Origin of the sequence: Sneathiella marina, from assembly GCF_023746535.1 — a bacterium.
Taxonomy (GTDB): domain Bacteria; phylum Pseudomonadota; class Alphaproteobacteria; order Sneathiellales; family Sneathiellaceae; genus Sneathiella; species Sneathiella marina.
Genome location: NZ_CP098747.1, coordinates 3,211,779 through 3,227,258, shown reverse-complemented (window position 1 = coordinate 3,227,258; position 15,480 = coordinate 3,211,779). Strand labels below are relative to the sequence as shown.

The 15,480-nt window shown below is 52.6% G+C and carries 19 protein-coding genes and 1 riboswitch; of the genes, 9 read left to right on the top strand and 10 right to left on the bottom strand.

The features are described from left to right. Window positions 1-4: 4 nt before the first annotated feature. Window positions 5-502, bottom strand: coding sequence for a GNAT family N-acetyltransferase (locus NBZ79_RS15620; RefSeq protein WP_251933476.1), 498 nt, complete (start codon window positions 500-502; stop codon window positions 5-7). Between the two features lie 141 nt (window positions 503-643). Between NBZ79_RS15620 and NBZ79_RS15615 the strand changes: the two genes are divergently transcribed. The 3 genes from NBZ79_RS15615 (at window position 644) to NBZ79_RS15605 (ending at window position 4,007) form a co-directional block, all read left to right on the top strand. Then, window positions 644-1,513, top strand: a complete 870-nt coding sequence (locus NBZ79_RS15615; protein ID WP_251933475.1) for a class I SAM-dependent methyltransferase — start codon at window positions 644-646, stop codon at window positions 1,511-1,513. Between the two features lie 149 nt (window positions 1,514-1,662). Continuing rightward, window positions 1,663-2,715: a DUF481 domain-containing protein gene (locus NBZ79_RS15610; protein ID WP_251933474.1), complete on the top strand. Its 1,053-nt coding sequence runs from the start codon at window positions 1,663-1,665 to the stop codon at window positions 2,713-2,715. A gap of 92 nt (window positions 2,716-2,807) precedes the next feature. Then, the gene (locus tag NBZ79_RS15605) at window positions 2,808-4,007 is read left to right on the top strand and encodes a serine hydrolase domain-containing protein (RefSeq protein ID WP_251933473.1); all 1,200 of its coding nucleotides are present in this window, start codon (window positions 2,808-2,810) and stop codon (window positions 4,005-4,007) included. Here NBZ79_RS15605 and NBZ79_RS15600 read toward each other — a convergent pair. Beyond that, a complete protein-coding gene (locus tag NBZ79_RS15600) occupies window positions 4,004-4,591 on the bottom strand; it encodes a TetR/AcrR family transcriptional regulator (protein ID WP_251933472.1) in 588 nt (195 codons plus the stop codon). The two genes, NBZ79_RS15605 and NBZ79_RS15600, sit on opposite strands and share 4 nt — an antisense overlap. A 66-nt stretch (window positions 4,592-4,657) precedes the next feature. Here NBZ79_RS15600 and NBZ79_RS15595 point away from each other — a divergent pair, with 66 nt between their 5' ends. After that, window positions 4,658-5,287 carry an NAD(P)-dependent oxidoreductase gene (locus tag NBZ79_RS15595; protein ID WP_251933471.1) on the top strand — a complete coding sequence of 210 codons (630 nt, stop codon included), beginning with the start codon at window positions 4,658-4,660 and terminating at the stop codon, window positions 5,285-5,287. 1 nt (window position 5,288) lies between these two features. Here the strand turns inward: NBZ79_RS15595 and NBZ79_RS15590 are convergent, their stop codons facing one another. Further along, window positions 5,289-5,798, bottom strand: coding sequence for a P-loop nucleotide/nucleoside kinase family protein (locus NBZ79_RS15590; RefSeq protein WP_251933470.1), 510 nt, complete (start codon window positions 5,796-5,798; stop codon window positions 5,289-5,291). Between the two features lie 63 nt (window positions 5,799-5,861). Here NBZ79_RS15590 and NBZ79_RS15585 point away from each other — a divergent pair, with 63 nt between their 5' ends. After that, the gene (locus NBZ79_RS15585) at window positions 5,862-6,308 is read left to right on the top strand and encodes a MarR family winged helix-turn-helix transcriptional regulator (RefSeq protein WP_251933469.1); all 447 of its coding nucleotides are present in this window, start codon (window positions 5,862-5,864) and stop codon (window positions 6,306-6,308) included. Between the two features lie 107 nt (window positions 6,309-6,415). On the opposite strand, the gene NBZ79_RS15580 is transcribed toward NBZ79_RS15585, so the two are convergent. Both NBZ79_RS15580 and NBZ79_RS15575 read right to left on the bottom strand, forming a co-directional pair. Next, a complete protein-coding gene (locus NBZ79_RS15580; RefSeq protein ID WP_251933468.1) occupies window positions 6,416-7,006 on the bottom strand; it encodes a LysE family translocator in 591 nt (196 codons plus the stop codon). Between the two features lie 139 nt (window positions 7,007-7,145). Next, window positions 7,146-7,721 carry a flavodoxin family protein gene (locus tag NBZ79_RS15575; RefSeq protein ID WP_251933467.1) on the bottom strand — a complete coding sequence of 192 codons (576 nt, stop codon included), beginning with the start codon at window positions 7,719-7,721 and terminating at the stop codon, window positions 7,146-7,148. Between the two features lie 144 nt (window positions 7,722-7,865). Here NBZ79_RS15575 and NBZ79_RS15570 point away from each other — a divergent pair, with 144 nt between their 5' ends. After that, the gene (locus NBZ79_RS15570; protein ID WP_251933466.1) at window positions 7,866-8,282 is read left to right on the top strand and encodes a winged helix-turn-helix transcriptional regulator; all 417 of its coding nucleotides are present in this window, start codon (window positions 7,866-7,868) and stop codon (window positions 8,280-8,282) included. 41 nt (window positions 8,283-8,323) lie between these two features. Here NBZ79_RS15570 and NBZ79_RS15565 read toward each other — a convergent pair whose 3' ends face one another. The 4 genes from NBZ79_RS15565 to NBZ79_RS15550 all read right to left on the bottom strand — a co-directional run bounded on the left by NBZ79_RS15565 (window position 8,324) and on the right by NBZ79_RS15550 (window position 11,000). Beyond that, window positions 8,324-9,028, bottom strand: coding sequence for an SDR family oxidoreductase (locus NBZ79_RS15565; protein WP_251933465.1), 705 nt, complete (start codon window positions 9,026-9,028; stop codon window positions 8,324-8,326). 107 nt (window positions 9,029-9,135) lie between these two features. After that, a complete protein-coding gene (locus tag NBZ79_RS15560) occupies window positions 9,136-9,630 on the bottom strand; it encodes an RES family NAD+ phosphorylase (protein WP_251933464.1) in 495 nt (164 codons plus the stop codon). Between the two features lie 93 nt (window positions 9,631-9,723). Beyond that, entirely contained in the window at window positions 9,724-10,563 is an 840-nt protein-coding gene (locus tag NBZ79_RS15555) for an SAM-dependent methyltransferase (RefSeq protein WP_251933463.1), read from the bottom strand. Window positions 10,564-10,709: 146 nt separating this feature from the next. Then, a complete protein-coding gene (locus tag NBZ79_RS15550) occupies window positions 10,710-11,000 on the bottom strand; it encodes a hypothetical protein (RefSeq protein ID WP_251933462.1) in 291 nt (96 codons plus the stop codon). A gap of 261 nt (window positions 11,001-11,261) precedes the next feature. Here NBZ79_RS15550 and NBZ79_RS15545 point away from each other — a divergent pair, with 261 nt between their 5' ends. Then, window positions 11,262-12,065, top strand: coding sequence for an ion transporter (locus tag NBZ79_RS15545; protein WP_251933461.1), 804 nt, complete (start codon window positions 11,262-11,264; stop codon window positions 12,063-12,065). Window positions 12,066-12,162: 97 nt separating this feature from the next. Next, a complete protein-coding gene (locus NBZ79_RS15540) occupies window positions 12,163-12,780 on the top strand; it encodes a pyridoxamine 5'-phosphate oxidase family protein (protein WP_251933460.1) in 618 nt (205 codons plus the stop codon). A 30-nt stretch (window positions 12,781-12,810) separates the two neighbouring features. On the opposite strand, the gene NBZ79_RS15535 is transcribed toward NBZ79_RS15540, so the two are convergent. Further along, entirely contained in the window at window positions 12,811-13,494 is a 684-nt protein-coding gene (locus tag NBZ79_RS15535; RefSeq protein ID WP_251933459.1) for an energy-coupling factor ABC transporter permease, read from the bottom strand. A gap of 56 nt (window positions 13,495-13,550) precedes the next feature. After that, window positions 13,551-13,759: riboswitch (cobalamin riboswitch) on the bottom strand. A gap of 162 nt (window positions 13,760-13,921) precedes the next feature. Here NBZ79_RS15535 and NBZ79_RS15530 point away from each other — a divergent pair. Then, on the top strand, window positions 13,922-15,169 hold the full coding sequence (locus NBZ79_RS15530; RefSeq protein WP_251933458.1) for a cytochrome P450: 1,248 nt from the start codon (window positions 13,922-13,924) through the stop codon (window positions 15,167-15,169). Window positions 15,170-15,480: the final 311 nt, after the last annotated feature.

Genomic DNA, 15,480 nt, shown 5'->3' with positions numbered 1-15,480 from the left:
GGACTTAACGTTCGAGAACACGCCCCATCAATAATCCGTCGGCATAGGCACCATTTGTAAAGACATATTTTGGCATGATGCCCTCTTCGACAAAACCGAATTTCTTGTATAGCCCGATGGCGTTGAGATTGGTTGTCCAGACCGTTAAATGCAAGCGGCTCAAATTCATCCAGTTATCGGCCAGGTCCACAAGGTTTTCCATCATGGCACTGCCGAGGCCTTTGCCATGCGCTTTATCATGCACCAGCATCATATCGATCTCTCCCACATGGCGATGCCGCGGAGAATGCGGATATGTTACCAGTTCCGAATAGCCAAGAATATTGCCGTCCAGTTGGGCGACAAAGCGATAAACTCCGTCTTCAGGCTGTAGCCATTTTTCCGTTTGGTGCCGTGCCTGCTGAGGCAGGCGCATGGTGCCTCGAATGGTGCCGTTGCAGAGCATGATTTCATGAATTGCGTCCAGGTCTTCCGGGACCGCGTGCCGGATATTTATTTCCATGATTTACCCTCTCAATATACGCCGCAGGCTATGCCGTGTGGGTGCTGAAGGCAATAAAAAATGCGCTTAACAGGATCGTATATGTCTGCTGAAATTTCTGTTAGGCTGCATTTTCCTATTTCATTCCCCCAGGAGATACGTATGTCCTCATCGACCCAGAAAAATGATTCAAATGACATGGAAGAGACCTATTGGAATTCAGCCGCCGGTCAAAAATGGGTTGATTTTCAGCATGAAATGGACAGCCTTCTGGCAACGGTCAAGGATCAGCTTTTGACGAAAACAAACATTCAAAAAGGCGAGAAAATCCTTGATGTAGGGTGCGGAACAGGAGCGACAACACGGGATTCTGCCTTGCTATCCGGCGCCAGTGGCAGTGTTATTGGGGTGGATATCTCTGCCTTGTTGCTGGATTGCGCAAAACAAGTTGACGTTGACCCGAACGCAGGCTCAATTGACTATCTTTTAGCCGATGCCCAAACCCATGGCTTTGCCGAGGAAAGCCTTGATGTATTGCTGTCGCGGTTCGGCGTGATGTTCTTTAGCGATCCAGTAATTGCGTTTGCCAACATGGCACGGGCGCTGAAGCCGGGTGGGCGGTTACATTTTGTCAGCTGGTCCTACATGAACGAAAACCCCTGGTTCCAGATACCACGTGATGTCGCGATCGATCAGCTTGGATCAGTCGCCCCGTCCGACCCCCATGCGCCGGGGCCCATGGCGTTCGCCGATCTGGAGCGGGTATCCGGGATTTTGCGCGATGCAGGTTTGCAGGATGTTACTGCCACCAATGAAAAGATTGATTTGTTTTATCAAGGAACCCTTGATGCTGCGACATATCTAGCCTGCAATGTGGGACCGGTGATGCGAGTCGTAAAAGAGTTGGGAGGCAAACCGGAGGATGTCAGGGCAATCAGTGAGGAGATCGCTGAGCGGATGCAGAATTTTGTTGTGCCGGGCGGACTGTCCATACCTGCCAGCCTGAATTTCTATTCGGCCTGCAAGGAGTAAAAAGTCGAATAAGCGGAGATTTACTCCTCACATCATGGCCGCCTGTCAAGCCGTGTATTGTAATAATCATATTTACTAATCGTCATGTTGACTTTCTTTCTTCATGTCATATTTTGCAGCAACAGAAACACTGTTCCGTTGGGGGCGTTATGAATAATACAGGTACAGGCGGTTGGTTTGGAATTTCACAGGTCGCCGCTCGAACGGTCATTTTAGGGGCGGCCCTGCTCGCTGTTTCGGCGGCTGCTCAAGCCGATGAAGTATTTCTCAAAAATGGCGATAGATTAACCGGCACGGTCGTTAGCAAGGCTGAAGATAAACTGGTTTTTGAAACAAAGTATGCCGGTAAGGTCGAGATCAACTGGGCGGATATCAGTCGCCTGACGACGGATCAGGCCGTTCGCATTCAGCTGGACGATGACAAGATGCTGGAAGGGCCGCTCACCGCGCCGGCGGACAATAAACTGGAAGTGGTCGATACGGCCGCTGGCGCCAAAGAGGTTGACCTTAGTCAGGTTGCCGCCATCAATCCGCCGGATTTGTCCGGCCTCAGATATTCCGGCTTTTTCAATATCGGCCTCAAGAAGGAAGAGGGTAATACAGACGCCGAAACCTACCATATTGATGGGGAGGGAACGTTCCGCTGGCCCGATGACAGGGTGATTGTCGCCCTCAATGCGGATTACGAAAATACTGACGGCGTTAACACGAAGCAGACTTTCAACCTCTTCAACACCTATGACTATTTTATTGATGAACAATGGTTCTGGAATAACGGCCTGTCGTTCGAGCATGATAAATATGCCGATTTACGGTTACGGACAACGGCAACCACTGGTCTGGGTTATCAGATTTACGACACAAACAGAACCAGCCTGTCTGTTCAGGCTGGTCCCGGTTATGTGGTGGAAGATTTTTATGCCGGCAGTAACAGCGATTATGCGGCGGCGATCTGGGCTTTGCGCTTTCGGCATGTCCTGCTTGAAGACTGGAAGCTGGAAGCCTTCCATAATCATCGTCTGACCCAAGGTCTGGAGAATATGGATGATTACGTATTCCTGTCGCAAACGGGTGTACGTGTCCCAATTTTTGATAATTTCCAAACCACACTCCAGGTGAATTTCGATCGGGACAACGCACCGGGCGCCGGTGCTAAAAAGAATGACACAACCTATTTGTTGACTGTCGGTTACGCTTGGTGAGATAAACGGACTGCCCATTTCGGGCAGTCCGGTTTTTCATAAAAAAACGGATCCAAAAGAGAGATCCGGAAAATAATAAAGGCGCGGTAAATATGACTTCCCTTAAACTGATCGAATCAAAGTTTAATTTCAGCGCTTTGCACGCGGCTATGCAGAAATATGTCGATAAGGAACTGTTGGCGGGTGTGTCTTCCGCAGTATTGGTGGGGCAGGATCTGGTCGATGTTCATTGTGCCGGCTGGGCTGATCGAGAACAGCAAGTGGTGCTTAAACAGGATCATATTTTTCGCGTGTTCTCCAATACGAAATTGATGACCTCCATGGGTGTCTTGATGCTGATGGAGGCAGGGCAGCTGGACCTCGATGACCCGATCGAAACCTATCTGCCGCAGCTGGCCAATCAGCAAGTGCTGGCGCCCGATGCGACAGATATCAGTCAGACACGCCCGGCGACGCAATCCATCACGATCCGCCACTTGCTGACCCATCAGTCGGGCTTGACATATGCTTTCATGGATCCGGGCAGTGTCATTTCAGAGCATTATACGGCGCTGGATATTGGTGGTCCGGGCCATTCCAATGCGGAATTGATTGATATGCTGGCCGATGTTCCGCTGGTGTTCGATCCCGGCAGCAACTGGGGATATTCCCACGGGACGGATGTGTTGGGACGGTTGATCGAGGTTCTGAGCGGGCAGTCGCTGGGAGCGTTTTTAAAACGGCGGATTTTTGATCCCCTGGCCATGGTGGATACCGGGTTTTGGGTGCCGGAGGCAGATCAGGCGCGGCTGGTAGCCTTATATAAGGGGGCCGACTTACTTGCCCCGATGACACCAGGGCTAACCGCTGTCAAAGATTATCCGAAGCCGGATGTTTATCTTAAACCCTATGCCCGGGAATCAGGCGGCGGTGGGTTGGTATCAACATTGCCCGATATGCTGCGCCTGATGCGTTCGCTCATGCCGGGCGGGAATGCCCTCTTGAAACCGGAAACCCTGGCGATGATGTCTGTCAATCAACTGCCGGAAGGTCGATTTATCCGGTTTGCCGGGATTGGCGAGATGGCGGGCAATGGTTTTGGCTTGGCCAGTGGGATCAGTCTGGCGCCTTTACGCTATCAAAGTGAGGCAGTTGTCGGCGATGTCTGGTGGGGCGGGATAGCCGGGACACAATGGTGGTATTCTCCTAAGCATAATTATGCCGGGCTAATAATGGCGCAACGGAATATGTCTTTTCTCCATCCGTTTGCCGCCGAGCTTAAGCGGGCAATTTCGGATGCTGTCGTCGATTAATCACGGATAAATAACCGCCGGGCTGTTTTCAGCGTTGCCTGAATATATTGCTCTTGAGACCAGCCGCAATCTATCCGCAGCTGTTCCCAGTTACGGATTGAGAGCAGGGTCCAGAGGATATCCGTTGCGTCGTCCGCGCTAAAGCCAGGCCGCAGTTGCTTATCATGCTGCAGGGCCAGAATGGCCGCCTCGCATCCTTCGCGCATATCCTGCATGCGTTGATTCCAGGCCGCCGCCGCGGCCTCGTCGTCTTCCTTCATGGCCATCAGGGCTTTCCCTATTCCAAAAATCTCCGGAATATAGTTGGCCCAGCCTTCGACAAAGGCATCCAATCGCTCAACGCCGGATTTCGCGGTCCTGCTGGGGACTAGCCGGTCGTCGCTGCCTTTCAGTTCGTCCAGATACAGCGTTGCCGCAATCAGTAAATCTGCCCGATTGTCGAAATGCAAATACACCGCCTGCCGCGAGATGCCCGCCTGTTTTGCAATATCCGTCATCCGTACCGCATGTGCCCTGCCATCGGACAATAAATCCAGGGTCGCTTTCAAGATTCGGGTTCGTGTCTCCAAAATTGTACTTGACATAGTGTAAAGCACCTCCTACTTGACATGATGTCAATTGACACTGTGTCAAGTAAAGAGGAGAATGAGATGAAAGTTACTATTTTTGGTGCGACAGGGACGATCGGCCGTTTTTTAGTGGATCAGGCGCTGATGCAAGGTCACGAGGTGACGGCCTTTACACGGTCGCCAGACGGCATCGGGCAGTCGGCGGATGCCCTTCATGTTTTCAACGGGGACGTGCGGGATCCTGTGGCCGTTGCAAACGCCATTGAGGGGCAGGACGCCGTTATCTGTGCGCTGGGGATGCCGTTATTGAACAAGGAGGGCTTGCGCGCCACCGGAACCCGGAATATCGTCACCGCCATGGAAACAGCGGGCGTAAAGCGGTTCGTATGCCTTTCCGGTCTCGGAGCGGGGGACAGCTGGAGCTTGCTGCCTTGGCATTATAAATATCTTATCGTGCCATTGATGATGCGCCGGCTGTTCAAAGACCATAACGCCCAAGAAGAGTATGTGCGCAAAAGCTCCCTGGACTGGATAATCGCCCGGCCGTCGAATTTCGCCAAAGAGGAAGGCTCCCGCCCGTATGAGCATGGCTTTAGCAAACTGGATCCGGCTTTCAAGCTCAAGATGGCGCCACCCGATATTGCGGATTTCATGCTGCGACAGTTGACCGATGATGTTTATCTGCGTCAGTCGCCAGCCTTGTCCTATTAAATCAATCTACCGCAGATATTGATTGGAATTCATCCTCGCTTGGCGGTTCCCAAATCGTTTCGATATAGTCAAACATGTTGCGTGTGATCTTCATATGGAAGGTATCGCCTTGCTTTTCATTGCGAGACTGCACACGTTCCCACCTCTCCGACGCCGCAATATCAAGGAAATGAAGCTTGGCAGAAAGTTGCGATGATCTTGCAAGGGAAGCGTATCTCTGGCGGTGTTCACGTCTTTGAAACCCGAGGTCCAAAATAGACGGAATGCCGAGCCTCCCTAACTGCAAGGCCATTGCCCACATTTGGTTTTCACAGCGTGAAACACGGGGGACAAACCATGTCGGACTTAAGTCTTTAGGCGCATCCTCGCCAAACAAGGAGACCATCCACTCATCAATGGAGAAAATTACCCCGCTTATGTCATTGGCCAATTCTCGCGCATATGTCGTTTTACCAGCACCTGTGGAGCCACATATCAGATGGATCAAGCTGGTCTTGTTCTCCTGTATCACCCTAGTTCTCCATTTTTATTGCTAAGTACTTGCATATGCAAGCATATAGTATATAATTTTTGAATGGAAGATTTATGTCTGAAAAATATCCTGCGTCTTTTGCAGTCCGCCGAGCAGATTAAAGCACGTCTTTCAGGCGATGTTGCCTCGGTTCATGGAATCTCGGTAAACGAGGTTTTCCTTCTCCTGCATCTGGAGCAGGCGCCGCTTCACCGCCTGTCGCGTGTGGAGCTGGCAAAACGGATGCATGTAACCGCCTCCACCATAACCCGGATGGCGACGCCCATGGAAAAAATCGGACTGGTTACGCGGCAGGCAGATGCCCGAGATGCAAGACTGGCGTTTGTCGTATTGACAGATTCCGGTCTTGAAAAAGTGAAAGAGGCGCGGGCGACATTCTCGAAGCAAGCGACTTATGTATTTCGGGATCGGTGGACAGAGGCTGAGCTGGATCAGCTTTCCGGGTTGCTCCATCGTCTGGTTGCTGATTCCCCCGGCGATCTGACCTAGCATAAAAAAATCAGCGTGAGCTTTTAAGTTCGACGCAAAAAAAAACGGCTGGCAATTTTCAGCCCTGCGTGAAGCCAGGGTTTTTATGGATGACGCTCGTCGATTGTCTATAGCAGATTATAAAGGGCGAGGCCGACCACCACCAACATGGCCGTCGCCATCAACATATTCACCCGAAACTGGATGGCCGGGGCCAGTTCCATTTCCTTGACTTTAATTCCGGCATATAGCCACAACAAATGGACCGGCACCCAGATGGCATTGAGGGTAATGAACTTGATGATGGTTTCTTCCAGTAACGCGTCACCCGCGAAGGCGAATCCCGTAAAAAAAGTCGTGTTGACCGCATAGGCTTTTGGATTAATGGCTTGCAGGGCAAGACCGGACAGAAAACCGGGCTGTTTTTCGGCTTCGATAATGGCAATTTTAGCGCCAGCCGAGGCGATGCGAAAGGCGAGATAGCACAGATAGATTATTGACAGTACCAACATGACATTGCGCACGGCGGGCACGGAAAAGATGATCGCCGCCAGTCCGGACACCACCGCAAGGGCGACCAGGTTATTGCCAACAAAAAGGCCTGTTACATACTGGAAGCCGGCTCTTTTTCCAAAGGCCGCACCAACCCCGGCGGTTGACAGAACGCCCGGCCCGGGGGTGATAATCAGCAAAAAAACCGCGATGGAAAAAGACAGCACCGTGAAAACTCTCTAAAGGGGGAATAAGTCAGGCCAGAGCCAGAGCTTACCCTTCCTGCGGCACGGAGAGCCAGAAATATTTTTTGCAGGCGGAAACGGAGATCACCGATGAAGGATCGGTAATCTCCGGAAAAGGGTGCTAGCTGCGCGTCTTTACTGTGTATTCAGCAAGACGGGCACCATAGAGGCGGGCAGTCTCCAGATCGCCGGCGCGCGGAGCCTCTTCCGGTGAGGCATCAGATGGGGAGATGGCCATGGCGCCGGAGAAACCGGCAGTCCAGTTTACGTCCTCATGCCCATGCGCCTTTGTGTTGGCGGGAGGCAATCCTGTGCCTACCCAGATTTGACCATGCTGCTGCGATAAGGTGAAAAAGTAGCTGAGGGTGGCAAATTTATCGCCGTTAACAGAAGCGGAATTGGTGAAGCCGCCGGCAATTTTGTCTTTCCAGGCAAGGGCGAACCAGGGCTTGGAGCTTTCATCGGCGAACTTTTTAAATTGCCAGGCGGGACCGCCCATATAAGTTGGGCTGCCAAAAACAATGGCATCGGCTGCGGCCAATATGTCCCAGACGCCCTCATCCAGATTACCGTCTGCCGGGATCTGGATAGAGGTAACCTCGGCACCGCTTACGCTTGCCGCGCCGGCATGGACGGCTTCTGCCTGTTTTGCCGTATGGCCATATCCGCTGAAAAAGATGATTGCTACTTTCGCCATTTGGAACTCCTGAGTGTTGAATATTCTCTGTGTATTTGTTTGGTGGGTTGGATTTATTTCCTTTACTTACCTTTAGCAAGTAGTTACCTTTTGGTAAGTAATGGATTTTGCGTTGAAAAGGCGCAATAAACAGGAAAAATTGTGATGACCGTCATACAAAATCATAATCAATGCCCGATGGATAACATCTTGCGACAGATCATGGGGCCGTGGACGACGTATCTTCTCTGGGTACTGGATAACGAGAAAGTTTTGCGGTTCGGGGAGATTGCGACACGCATACCTGATATTTCCGCCAAGGTGCTGACGGATCGATTGCGCAAGCTGGAAGCCTTCGGCCTTGTCCATCGGGAGTACAAGCCGACGGTGCCGCCCACGGTCAATTATTCCCTGACCAAACGGGGCCGCGAATTGCATGTGGTGCTGAAAGGCATTAACGAGATTGCCTTTCGTTGGGATGCGGAGGACCGGGAAGCGGACGACAGCACCATCGAAGATCAGAACGCGGCGAAAATCGCGCCAACGAGGTTGCAGGATAAATTCCAGATGAGCGGCAGCTAGGCTGTCCGTCCGGTCAGCAGGGCGTCGGTAACGTCAATATATCAGACGCTGCGGGTCAGCCCGCCATCGATGCGCAAGTTCTGGCCCGTAATATAGCCTGCATTGTCTGATGCAAGATAACTGATCAGGGACGAGACCTCCTCGGCGCGGCCGTACCGTTCCATGGGGATACGCGCGCGCCGGTCCTCGGTTTCCGGCAGGCTGTCGATAAAGCCGGGCAGAATATTATTCATGCGCACATTATCAGCCGCGAACTTGTCGGAGAAGAGCTTGGTGAAACTGGCCAGTCCGGCGCGGAAAACTCCCGATGTTGGAAACAGGGGGTCAGGTTCAAACACGGCGAATGTGGAGATATTCAGAATGGTCCCGCCGCCCTGTTTTGCCATGATCGGTGCGACCAGGCGGGCCGGGCGGATGACATTCAGCAGGTAAACTTCCATACCTTCATGCCAATCGTCATCGCTGATTTCCATGATCGGGCCCTTCGGGCCATGCCCGGCAGAATTGACCAGAACGTCAATGCGCCCCCAGGTACTCATGGCCTTGTCGACCAGTGTCTTTAAATCCTCTCCGGATTTGTTGGAGCCCGTAACGCCGATGCCCCCAAGTTCCCGTGCCAGCGCTTCGCCTTTGCCCGAGGACGACAAAATCCCAACCTTGAAACCATCTGCGGCCAATTGCCGGGCGGCATCGGCACCCATGCCGCTGCCGCCGGCCGTGATAAGGGCTGATTTTTGGGTTGTCATGTCTGTCTCTCCTCTGCCTCTTTTTGTGTGCATGCCGGCTCGAGTATGTAAAAAATCAGCCAGCTTGACCAATTATGTTTGCTTTCCTGTATTTTATTCAAGGCCTGTTAGCGCGGCTGGATATCCAAAGCTTCCGGATCTCCGATCAGGCGCAACGTAGGGGCGGTGGGTTCATTCCATTGGAACAGGGTAATATGCCAGAGCCCCGGACTTTGCCGTGAAGGATCAATAAGGCCCGCATGACCCGCCTGCCGCAGTTCATCCGCGACCTGCCAGGATCGTGGCTCGTCCCCGCGGGCCATTGCCGGTTGCCAGGGCTGGGCCGCCAGAGCATAAAATGCTGCCGCTTTATGGGCGCGCAGGTCAAAGAGCCGGCAGGGCGAAACCTCTATGCGCAGGAGGACCCGGGGCCGGTCCGAGGCTTTGACATATTCACCAATGGCAACCCGGGCGCTGGCCTCGTCCGGGCTCAAATACAGGGCATCCTGCCCGGTCCGGTTGAACCGGGCTGCCGGACGGGCAGGGTTTTTGCGATCAAGTGTCAGGGCAATTTCATCGGCATAGGCAATCCGGACAAATTCGCCGGAAATTTCGGTCAGCATGTCAAGTCTCTGGGGCAGGGATTTTTCCTCTTGTACGAGAAATGGCCTGTCTTTTCAAGAGAGCGGGCAGGGCAGGTGCGGAGGAATGCCGTTCTAGCGTCGCGCCAAAAACCTGCCACCAGCCAGTTCGCCGGTTTCAAACAGGCCGACAAAAAAACTGTAGGCGTTATCCCATTTGACAAAATGCGCCTCCCCGAACCGATCGATGGTCTGACCTTTCAGGCTGCGGAACATGTCCAATCGTTCGACCAGAATGATCCGCCATTGGTCGCTGAGGTTAACGGCTTCCAATAGGGTGCAGCCTTCGCGCTCAAGGGCGCGCCGGTAGCTCTCGGCGGAATTCAGTTCCTGGAAAACCAGTTCCTTTTCCAGCCGAACCCTGGTTGCATCCGTCGTTTTCTCCGTGACCAGAATATCCGTGAAAGCCATCCGCCCGCCCGGCTTGAGCACCCGGACACATTCGCCGACCAGCCGGTCCTTTTCAGGGACATGGCAAAAAGCTTCCTGACTGACAAGAACATCAAATGTTGTGTCCGCAAAGGGTAAATCCAGTGCATTGGCGCATTTGAACTGGGCGAGCTTATCAAGCCCGGCGATCGCGGTTAACCGCGTCGCGCCTTCTATCCGGCTTTCGGTAAGGTCCACTCCCGTGACGCGGCAGCCGTAATTCTGCGCGAAATATCGTGAAGGCCCGCCCAATCCACAACAAACATCCAGCAGATGGCAGTCGGCATCGAGGCTGGCCAGGGCCGCAAGGGCGTCATTGGCCGCGACGCCGCCATAATGGTCCTGGTCATAATTCTGCAGAATATCCTGGCTAACCGAGGCGGTATCGAAACCGTCATTGCCCAGTTTCTCCAGGATCTGCTGTTCATTAATGGGATGCAAGTCATAGAATTCGATGACGGCATCTTTTTGCGGGGATTGGGTCACTGACTATTCTCCGGATCGGTTGACCATGAAGGTGGGACCGAATTTAGCAGCTATCATAATTGATGTCATCTCACGGTATTTGACGTGCAATTTAGGGCGGCGCCAAGGAGATTCTGATCCCGCCGCCCTAATTTTATACCGGCCTGTTATTCAGCCGCAGCGGCAACCGGTATAATGGAAAGGCGAAACCCGCCGTAGTTTTTATTCAAAATGAGCTTGACGGGTACGACAGATATGGCAACGCCAATTACAAGTCCAAATGCACTGGAGAAATATTTGATTATCTCGCTCTCAACCCCAGCCATTCCCATTACAAACCCAATGGCAAATCCTCCGGCAGCGCCGATCAATCCGGCTACAACGATAGCGATCAAATTTCGCCAAAAAAAGGCCCACCAAACTCTAAGTGCTCTGCCCCAAGATGCTTCTAATTCCATGTTCTTCCCCTATAAACTCAATGTGTTTCAACAAAAAAGGATAGTAAATTGTATAATACTAATCAATTTAATAGAGTAGATACATTAATGGATTGTTAAATCAGGAACATCGATTTTCCAGAATTTTCCAATTTTCACATCCGTGTCTAATTGTATAGTTCCATTTAATCTGGTTTATCTGGGGAAGGCCGTTGACGCTTGTATATGACATCCCTATATGCGAGGAACTTATGCGCGTATTCATAACATGATGGTGAGAGAGTGCTGACCCTACGACTGAAGTTACAGCAGGTATTGGCGAGGCCTGCCTTTGAGAAATTCATCCTGACCCTGATTGCCCTGAATGCGGTGACGTTGGGCATGGAAACGAGTAATGCCATTATGGCGCAAACCGGGAATTTGCTGCTCTATGTCGACAAGATAATTCTGGCGGTTTTTGTGCTGGAGCTGGTCGCCCGGATGGTCGCCGATTTCCGGGGGTTCTGGAAAGATCCATGGCGTATCTTTGATTTCGTTATTGTCTCCATCGCACTTATTCCGGCATCCGGCGCACTCGCCGTTTTGCGGGCTTTCCGTATCCTGCGGGTGTTGCGTCTGGTGTCTTCTGTACAGGCCATGCGCCGTGTGGTCAGCGGATTGCTGTCCGCCTTGCCCGGAATGGGATCGATCCTGCTGCTGTTGGGGCTGATTTTCTATGTATTCGCCGTTATCTCCACCAAATTGTTCGCGGCGAGCTTTCCCGAATGGTTCGGCTCAATTGGCGAGTCGTCCTATACCCTGTTCCAGATCATGACCCTGGAAAGCTGGTCCATGGGGATTGTACGGCCGGTGATGGCGGAATTTCCCTATGCCTGGATGCTGTTTGTGCCCTTTATCATTGCCACGGCCTTTACCGTGCTCAATCTGTTTATCGGTGTCATCGTCGATGCCATGCAATCTGAACATGCCATTGAGGCCCATGCGGAACGGGATGCCATGAAACATGAAACCGGATTGATCCTGAAAGAAGTTCGCGAGCTCCGGGCTGAACTGGCTTTGATGAAAGCAAAGACACCAGCCGGCTGATAAACTGATTTCCACATGTTGCGCTTCTTCGCCAATGCACTAATCTGGCGGCAACGGCCCGGCATAAACGGGCGGCAATAAAAAACGGAGATACAGGATGGTTTATTATCACGACGGCATGCGGCAGCTTCAGGATAAATATGAAGGGCGTGCCGTCGCCGACCGTCTGGAAACCCATCGCATGCGCACCGTTTTTAATTCGGCAGACCGGGAATTTATCAGCAGCACCCCGTTTTTCTTCCTCTCCACCTCAAGCCCGGACAGCACCGATTGCTCTTTCAAGGGCGGGGAACCGGGCTTTGTCCGGGTTATTGGCGATAACATTCTGGCCTGGCCCGATTATGACGGCAACCGGATGTATCGCAGCCTCGGGAACATCACCGTCAATCCGCGGGTGGGTTTGCTGTTTATCCGCTTCGATCAGGTCCAGTTCAATAATGCAGCCCGGCTGAGGATCAACGGGATTGCAGAAATTGACGAGAGCGAAGAGGCGCTCGCTGGGTTGCCCGGCGCCAAGCGGGTGATCCGGGTGACGGCCGAGCATATTTTTCCCAATTGCCCGCGGTATATCCCGACATTGACGTCAGAAGAGGCGTCGGTGTATGCACCGAAGGACGGATACACGCCGCCGGACCCGGATTGGAAATCCATGGATTTTGTGGAAGATGTGTTTGAGGCGGAGAAGCTGTCAGCGCAAAAAAAGAAGGGCGACTAAGGCCGCCCTCCTGTTCGTTATCGGGAATTGTCAGACGCCGGCTTGGTGCAGCCGGTTATGGAACAGCCCGCTGTCGCGGAATTTATAGAGGCTTTTGGCACCGGCCAGAACCGCAAGATCAGCGATGGGCTCCAGCAGGATGACTGCCATATATGCCGCGCCGAAGGAGCCGATTTGCGCCAGATTTTCCGCGCCGAAACCGTTGCCGTAAAACGCCCAGAAGGCAACCCAGACAACGATCCCGCCCTGATAGGCCGTGGAAAGGGCGAGGGCTTGTTTGTAGGTAACATCCTTGTAGGCGATATTGGCTGGAATGATTTTCCGGGCGATCAGGCTCATGGCGAAAAGCGGCATAACAAGAGTTGTTATGTTCATGCCATATTGCGGCAAGTCGAACGGTGCGAAGAACACCCCTTGCAAGAGCAATCCGGCCATCAGGCCAAGGGCGGCCGGTCCGGCGCCGAATATCAGGAACAAGGTGGATCCCAGAATGAAATGCACCTCCGACACGCCGACCGGATAATGGGGCAGCACTTCAAAAAAGCTGAAAACAAGGACAGTGGTGATCAGCGAGCGAATTGCCAGCGATGCCAATCCGCCATCTTTGCGGATGGTGTCCATGGCCATTTTTGCGGCCAGGCCGATTGCGCCCAATGCGGTTGCGTAGCTGAGGACAATTTTAGCGCCATCCACGACGCCAGGTTCGATATGCATGTCATTTCCTTTTCTATTGCACCCTTCGTGCAGTGAAGGCACCCAAAACCGGGCGCCGGGTCAGTTGCTGCCGGGCAGGTCTCCTGACTCACGCTTTAACACCGGCATTCGCCTTCCCGGATTGCTCCAGTGGCTCATTGAATGCGGCTCACGCTCACAGTTGCGAGGGCAGTCACGGATCAGGTGCTCTTGACAAGCTCCCTACCGTGTTCCCTTTTAATTCCGAAGGCTTGGCCTTCTCGAAACCCGACATTAAATCTATAGGCGTCCCGTTCTGCAAACACAATCACAAAGAACGGCCCGCTGTTTTTTTTGAGGAGCGGCTACCGCTACCGTGGAGACTTCAAGATAAAGCATTTCAGCAGTTGCTTTTTTTCGCTATGCTGAGGGTCGGGAAATGGTCTGGTCATAAAAAAGGGGAAAACCCATGAGCGAAGCAAAGCAACCTGTCGATGTGGATGTGTCTAAAATTCCGGTCGAGGAAATTGATGTCAGCGATCCTCTTTTGTATCAGGATGATAGATTTTACCCGTATTTCCAGCGATTGCGCCGCGAGGACCCGGTTCATTTCTGCGCCGAAAGCTTCTTCGGCCCGTTCTGGTCCATCACCAAATATGATGACATCATGAAGGTGGAGCTGGATCACGAGACATATTCGTCCGAAGCGCATCTGGGCGGTATCACCATTCGCGACAATCCGTTTGGCAATCAGATGGCCAGTTTTATCACCATGGATCAGCCACAGCATACGGCGCAGCGGAAAACTGTCGCGCCGGCGGTGGCGCCGATGAATTTACGTAAAATGGAAGAGATGATCCGCAGCCGGACTATCCATGTCCTTGACAGCCTGCCGCGGGGAGAGACCTTTGACTGGGTCGACAAGGTGTCCATCGAACTGACCACCATGATGCTGGCGACCTTGTTTGATTTTCCGTTTGATGACCGCCGGTTGCTCACCTATTGGTCCGATGTGGCGACTGTGAATTTCGATGCGCCCGATGCCATGGTCAAGGATGATGACGAGCGCATGGCGGTATTGCAGGAAATGGGCGCCTATATTGTCAAGCTCTGGGCGGAGCGGACCGACGGGGAAGTTGGCCATGACATGATTTCCATGATGGCGCAGGGCGAGGCGACCAAGGATATGGATCATCTGGATATCATTGCCAATTTTGTATTGCTGATCGTCGGCGGCAACGACACCACCCGCAATTCCATGAGCGGCGGTCTTCTGGCGATGATCGACAACCCGGATCAATATGCCAAACTGAAGGCCGACCCGTCCCTGATCAAGACCCTTGTGCCGGAAATCATCCGCTATCAGTCGGCAATTATCCATATGCGCCGCACCGCCCTGAAGGACGCGGAGCTGGGGGGCAAGAAAATCTCCAAGGGCGATAAGGTGGTCATGTGGTATGTGTCCGGCAACTGGGATGAGGAGGCCATTGACGATCCCGAGAAATTTATCATCGACCGCAAGAAAGCCCGCCGTCACCTGGCGTTTGGCGCCGGCATTCACCGCTGCGTCGGTGACCGGCTGGCCGAGCTGCAGTTGCAGATCCTGTGGGAGGAAATCCTCAAGCGTGACCTGAAATTCGAGCTGATGGGCCCGCCGGAACGTATTTTCTCCAACTTTATCCGCGGCATCAAAAGCATGCCGGTCCGGATTTCATAGGGTTATTCGATCCCGGACTTGAGCCGGGGGCCGACGCCAGGCAACGCATCGGGCGCGTCATCTTAAGCTGACGGCACGCTTGCCGTACGCCATATTTTCATAAAATTTTACGTTTTATTTCCACATTAATAATATTTTAATTATCTTTTTCTTAAATAGCTTGTCGGCGTTAAATCACCTCGCTGCTTTGTGAATTACGATAACGGCCAATTGCGAAATATAGAGTTAGTATGGAGTTAGTATTATGTTGAAGTTTCTATCACGCGGAAAAGCGGCCGTTTCCAATGTCAAGAAAAGTGGCAAGATTGATG

What these genes read in the sequence shown, in the direction of transcription:
- NBZ79_RS15615 (WP_251933475.1), top strand. Translation starts at nt 644, where the DNA reads ATGTCCTCATCGACCCAGAAAAATGATTCAAATGACATGGAAGAGACC.
- NBZ79_RS15610 (WP_251933474.1), top strand. Translation starts at nt 1,663, where the DNA reads ATGAATAATACAGGTACAGGCGGTTGGTTTGGAATTTCACAGGTCGCC.
- NBZ79_RS15530 (WP_251933458.1), top strand. Translation starts at nt 13,922, where the DNA reads ATGAGCGAAGCAAAGCAACCTGTCGATGTGGATGTGTCTAAAATTCCG.
- NBZ79_RS15550 (WP_251933462.1), bottom strand. Translation starts at nt 11,000, where the DNA reads ATGGAATTAGAAGCATCTTGGGGCAGAGCACTTAGAGTTTGGTGGGCC.
- NBZ79_RS15600 (WP_251933472.1), bottom strand. Translation starts at nt 4,591, where the DNA reads ATGTCAAGTACAATTTTGGAGACACGAACCCGAATCTTGAAAGCGACC.
- NBZ79_RS15595 (WP_251933471.1), top strand. Translation starts at nt 4,658, where the DNA reads ATGAAAGTTACTATTTTTGGTGCGACAGGGACGATCGGCCGTTTTTTA.
- NBZ79_RS15535 (WP_251933459.1), bottom strand. Translation starts at nt 13,494, where the DNA reads ATGCATATCGAACCTGGCGTCGTGGATGGCGCTAAAATTGTCCTCAGC.
- NBZ79_RS15560 (WP_251933464.1), bottom strand. Translation starts at nt 9,630, where the DNA reads ATGCTGACCGAAATTTCCGGCGAATTTGTCCGGATTGCCTATGCCGAT.
- NBZ79_RS15565 (WP_251933465.1), bottom strand. Translation starts at nt 9,028, where the DNA reads ATGACAACCCAAAAATCAGCCCTTATCACGGCCGGCGGCAGCGGCATG.
- NBZ79_RS15570 (WP_251933466.1), top strand. Translation starts at nt 7,866, where the DNA reads ATGACCGTCATACAAAATCATAATCAATGCCCGATGGATAACATCTTG.
- NBZ79_RS15575 (WP_251933467.1), bottom strand. Translation starts at nt 7,721, where the DNA reads ATGGCGAAAGTAGCAATCATCTTTTTCAGCGGATATGGCCATACGGCA.
- NBZ79_RS15605 (WP_251933473.1), top strand. Translation starts at nt 2,808, where the DNA reads ATGACTTCCCTTAAACTGATCGAATCAAAGTTTAATTTCAGCGCTTTG.
- NBZ79_RS15620 (WP_251933476.1), bottom strand. Translation starts at nt 502, where the DNA reads ATGGAAATAAATATCCGGCACGCGGTCCCGGAAGACCTGGACGCAATT.
- NBZ79_RS15540 (WP_251933460.1), top strand. Translation starts at nt 12,163, where the DNA reads ATGGTTTATTATCACGACGGCATGCGGCAGCTTCAGGATAAATATGAA.
- NBZ79_RS15585 (WP_251933469.1), top strand. Translation starts at nt 5,862, where the DNA reads ATGGAAGATTTATGTCTGAAAAATATCCTGCGTCTTTTGCAGTCCGCC.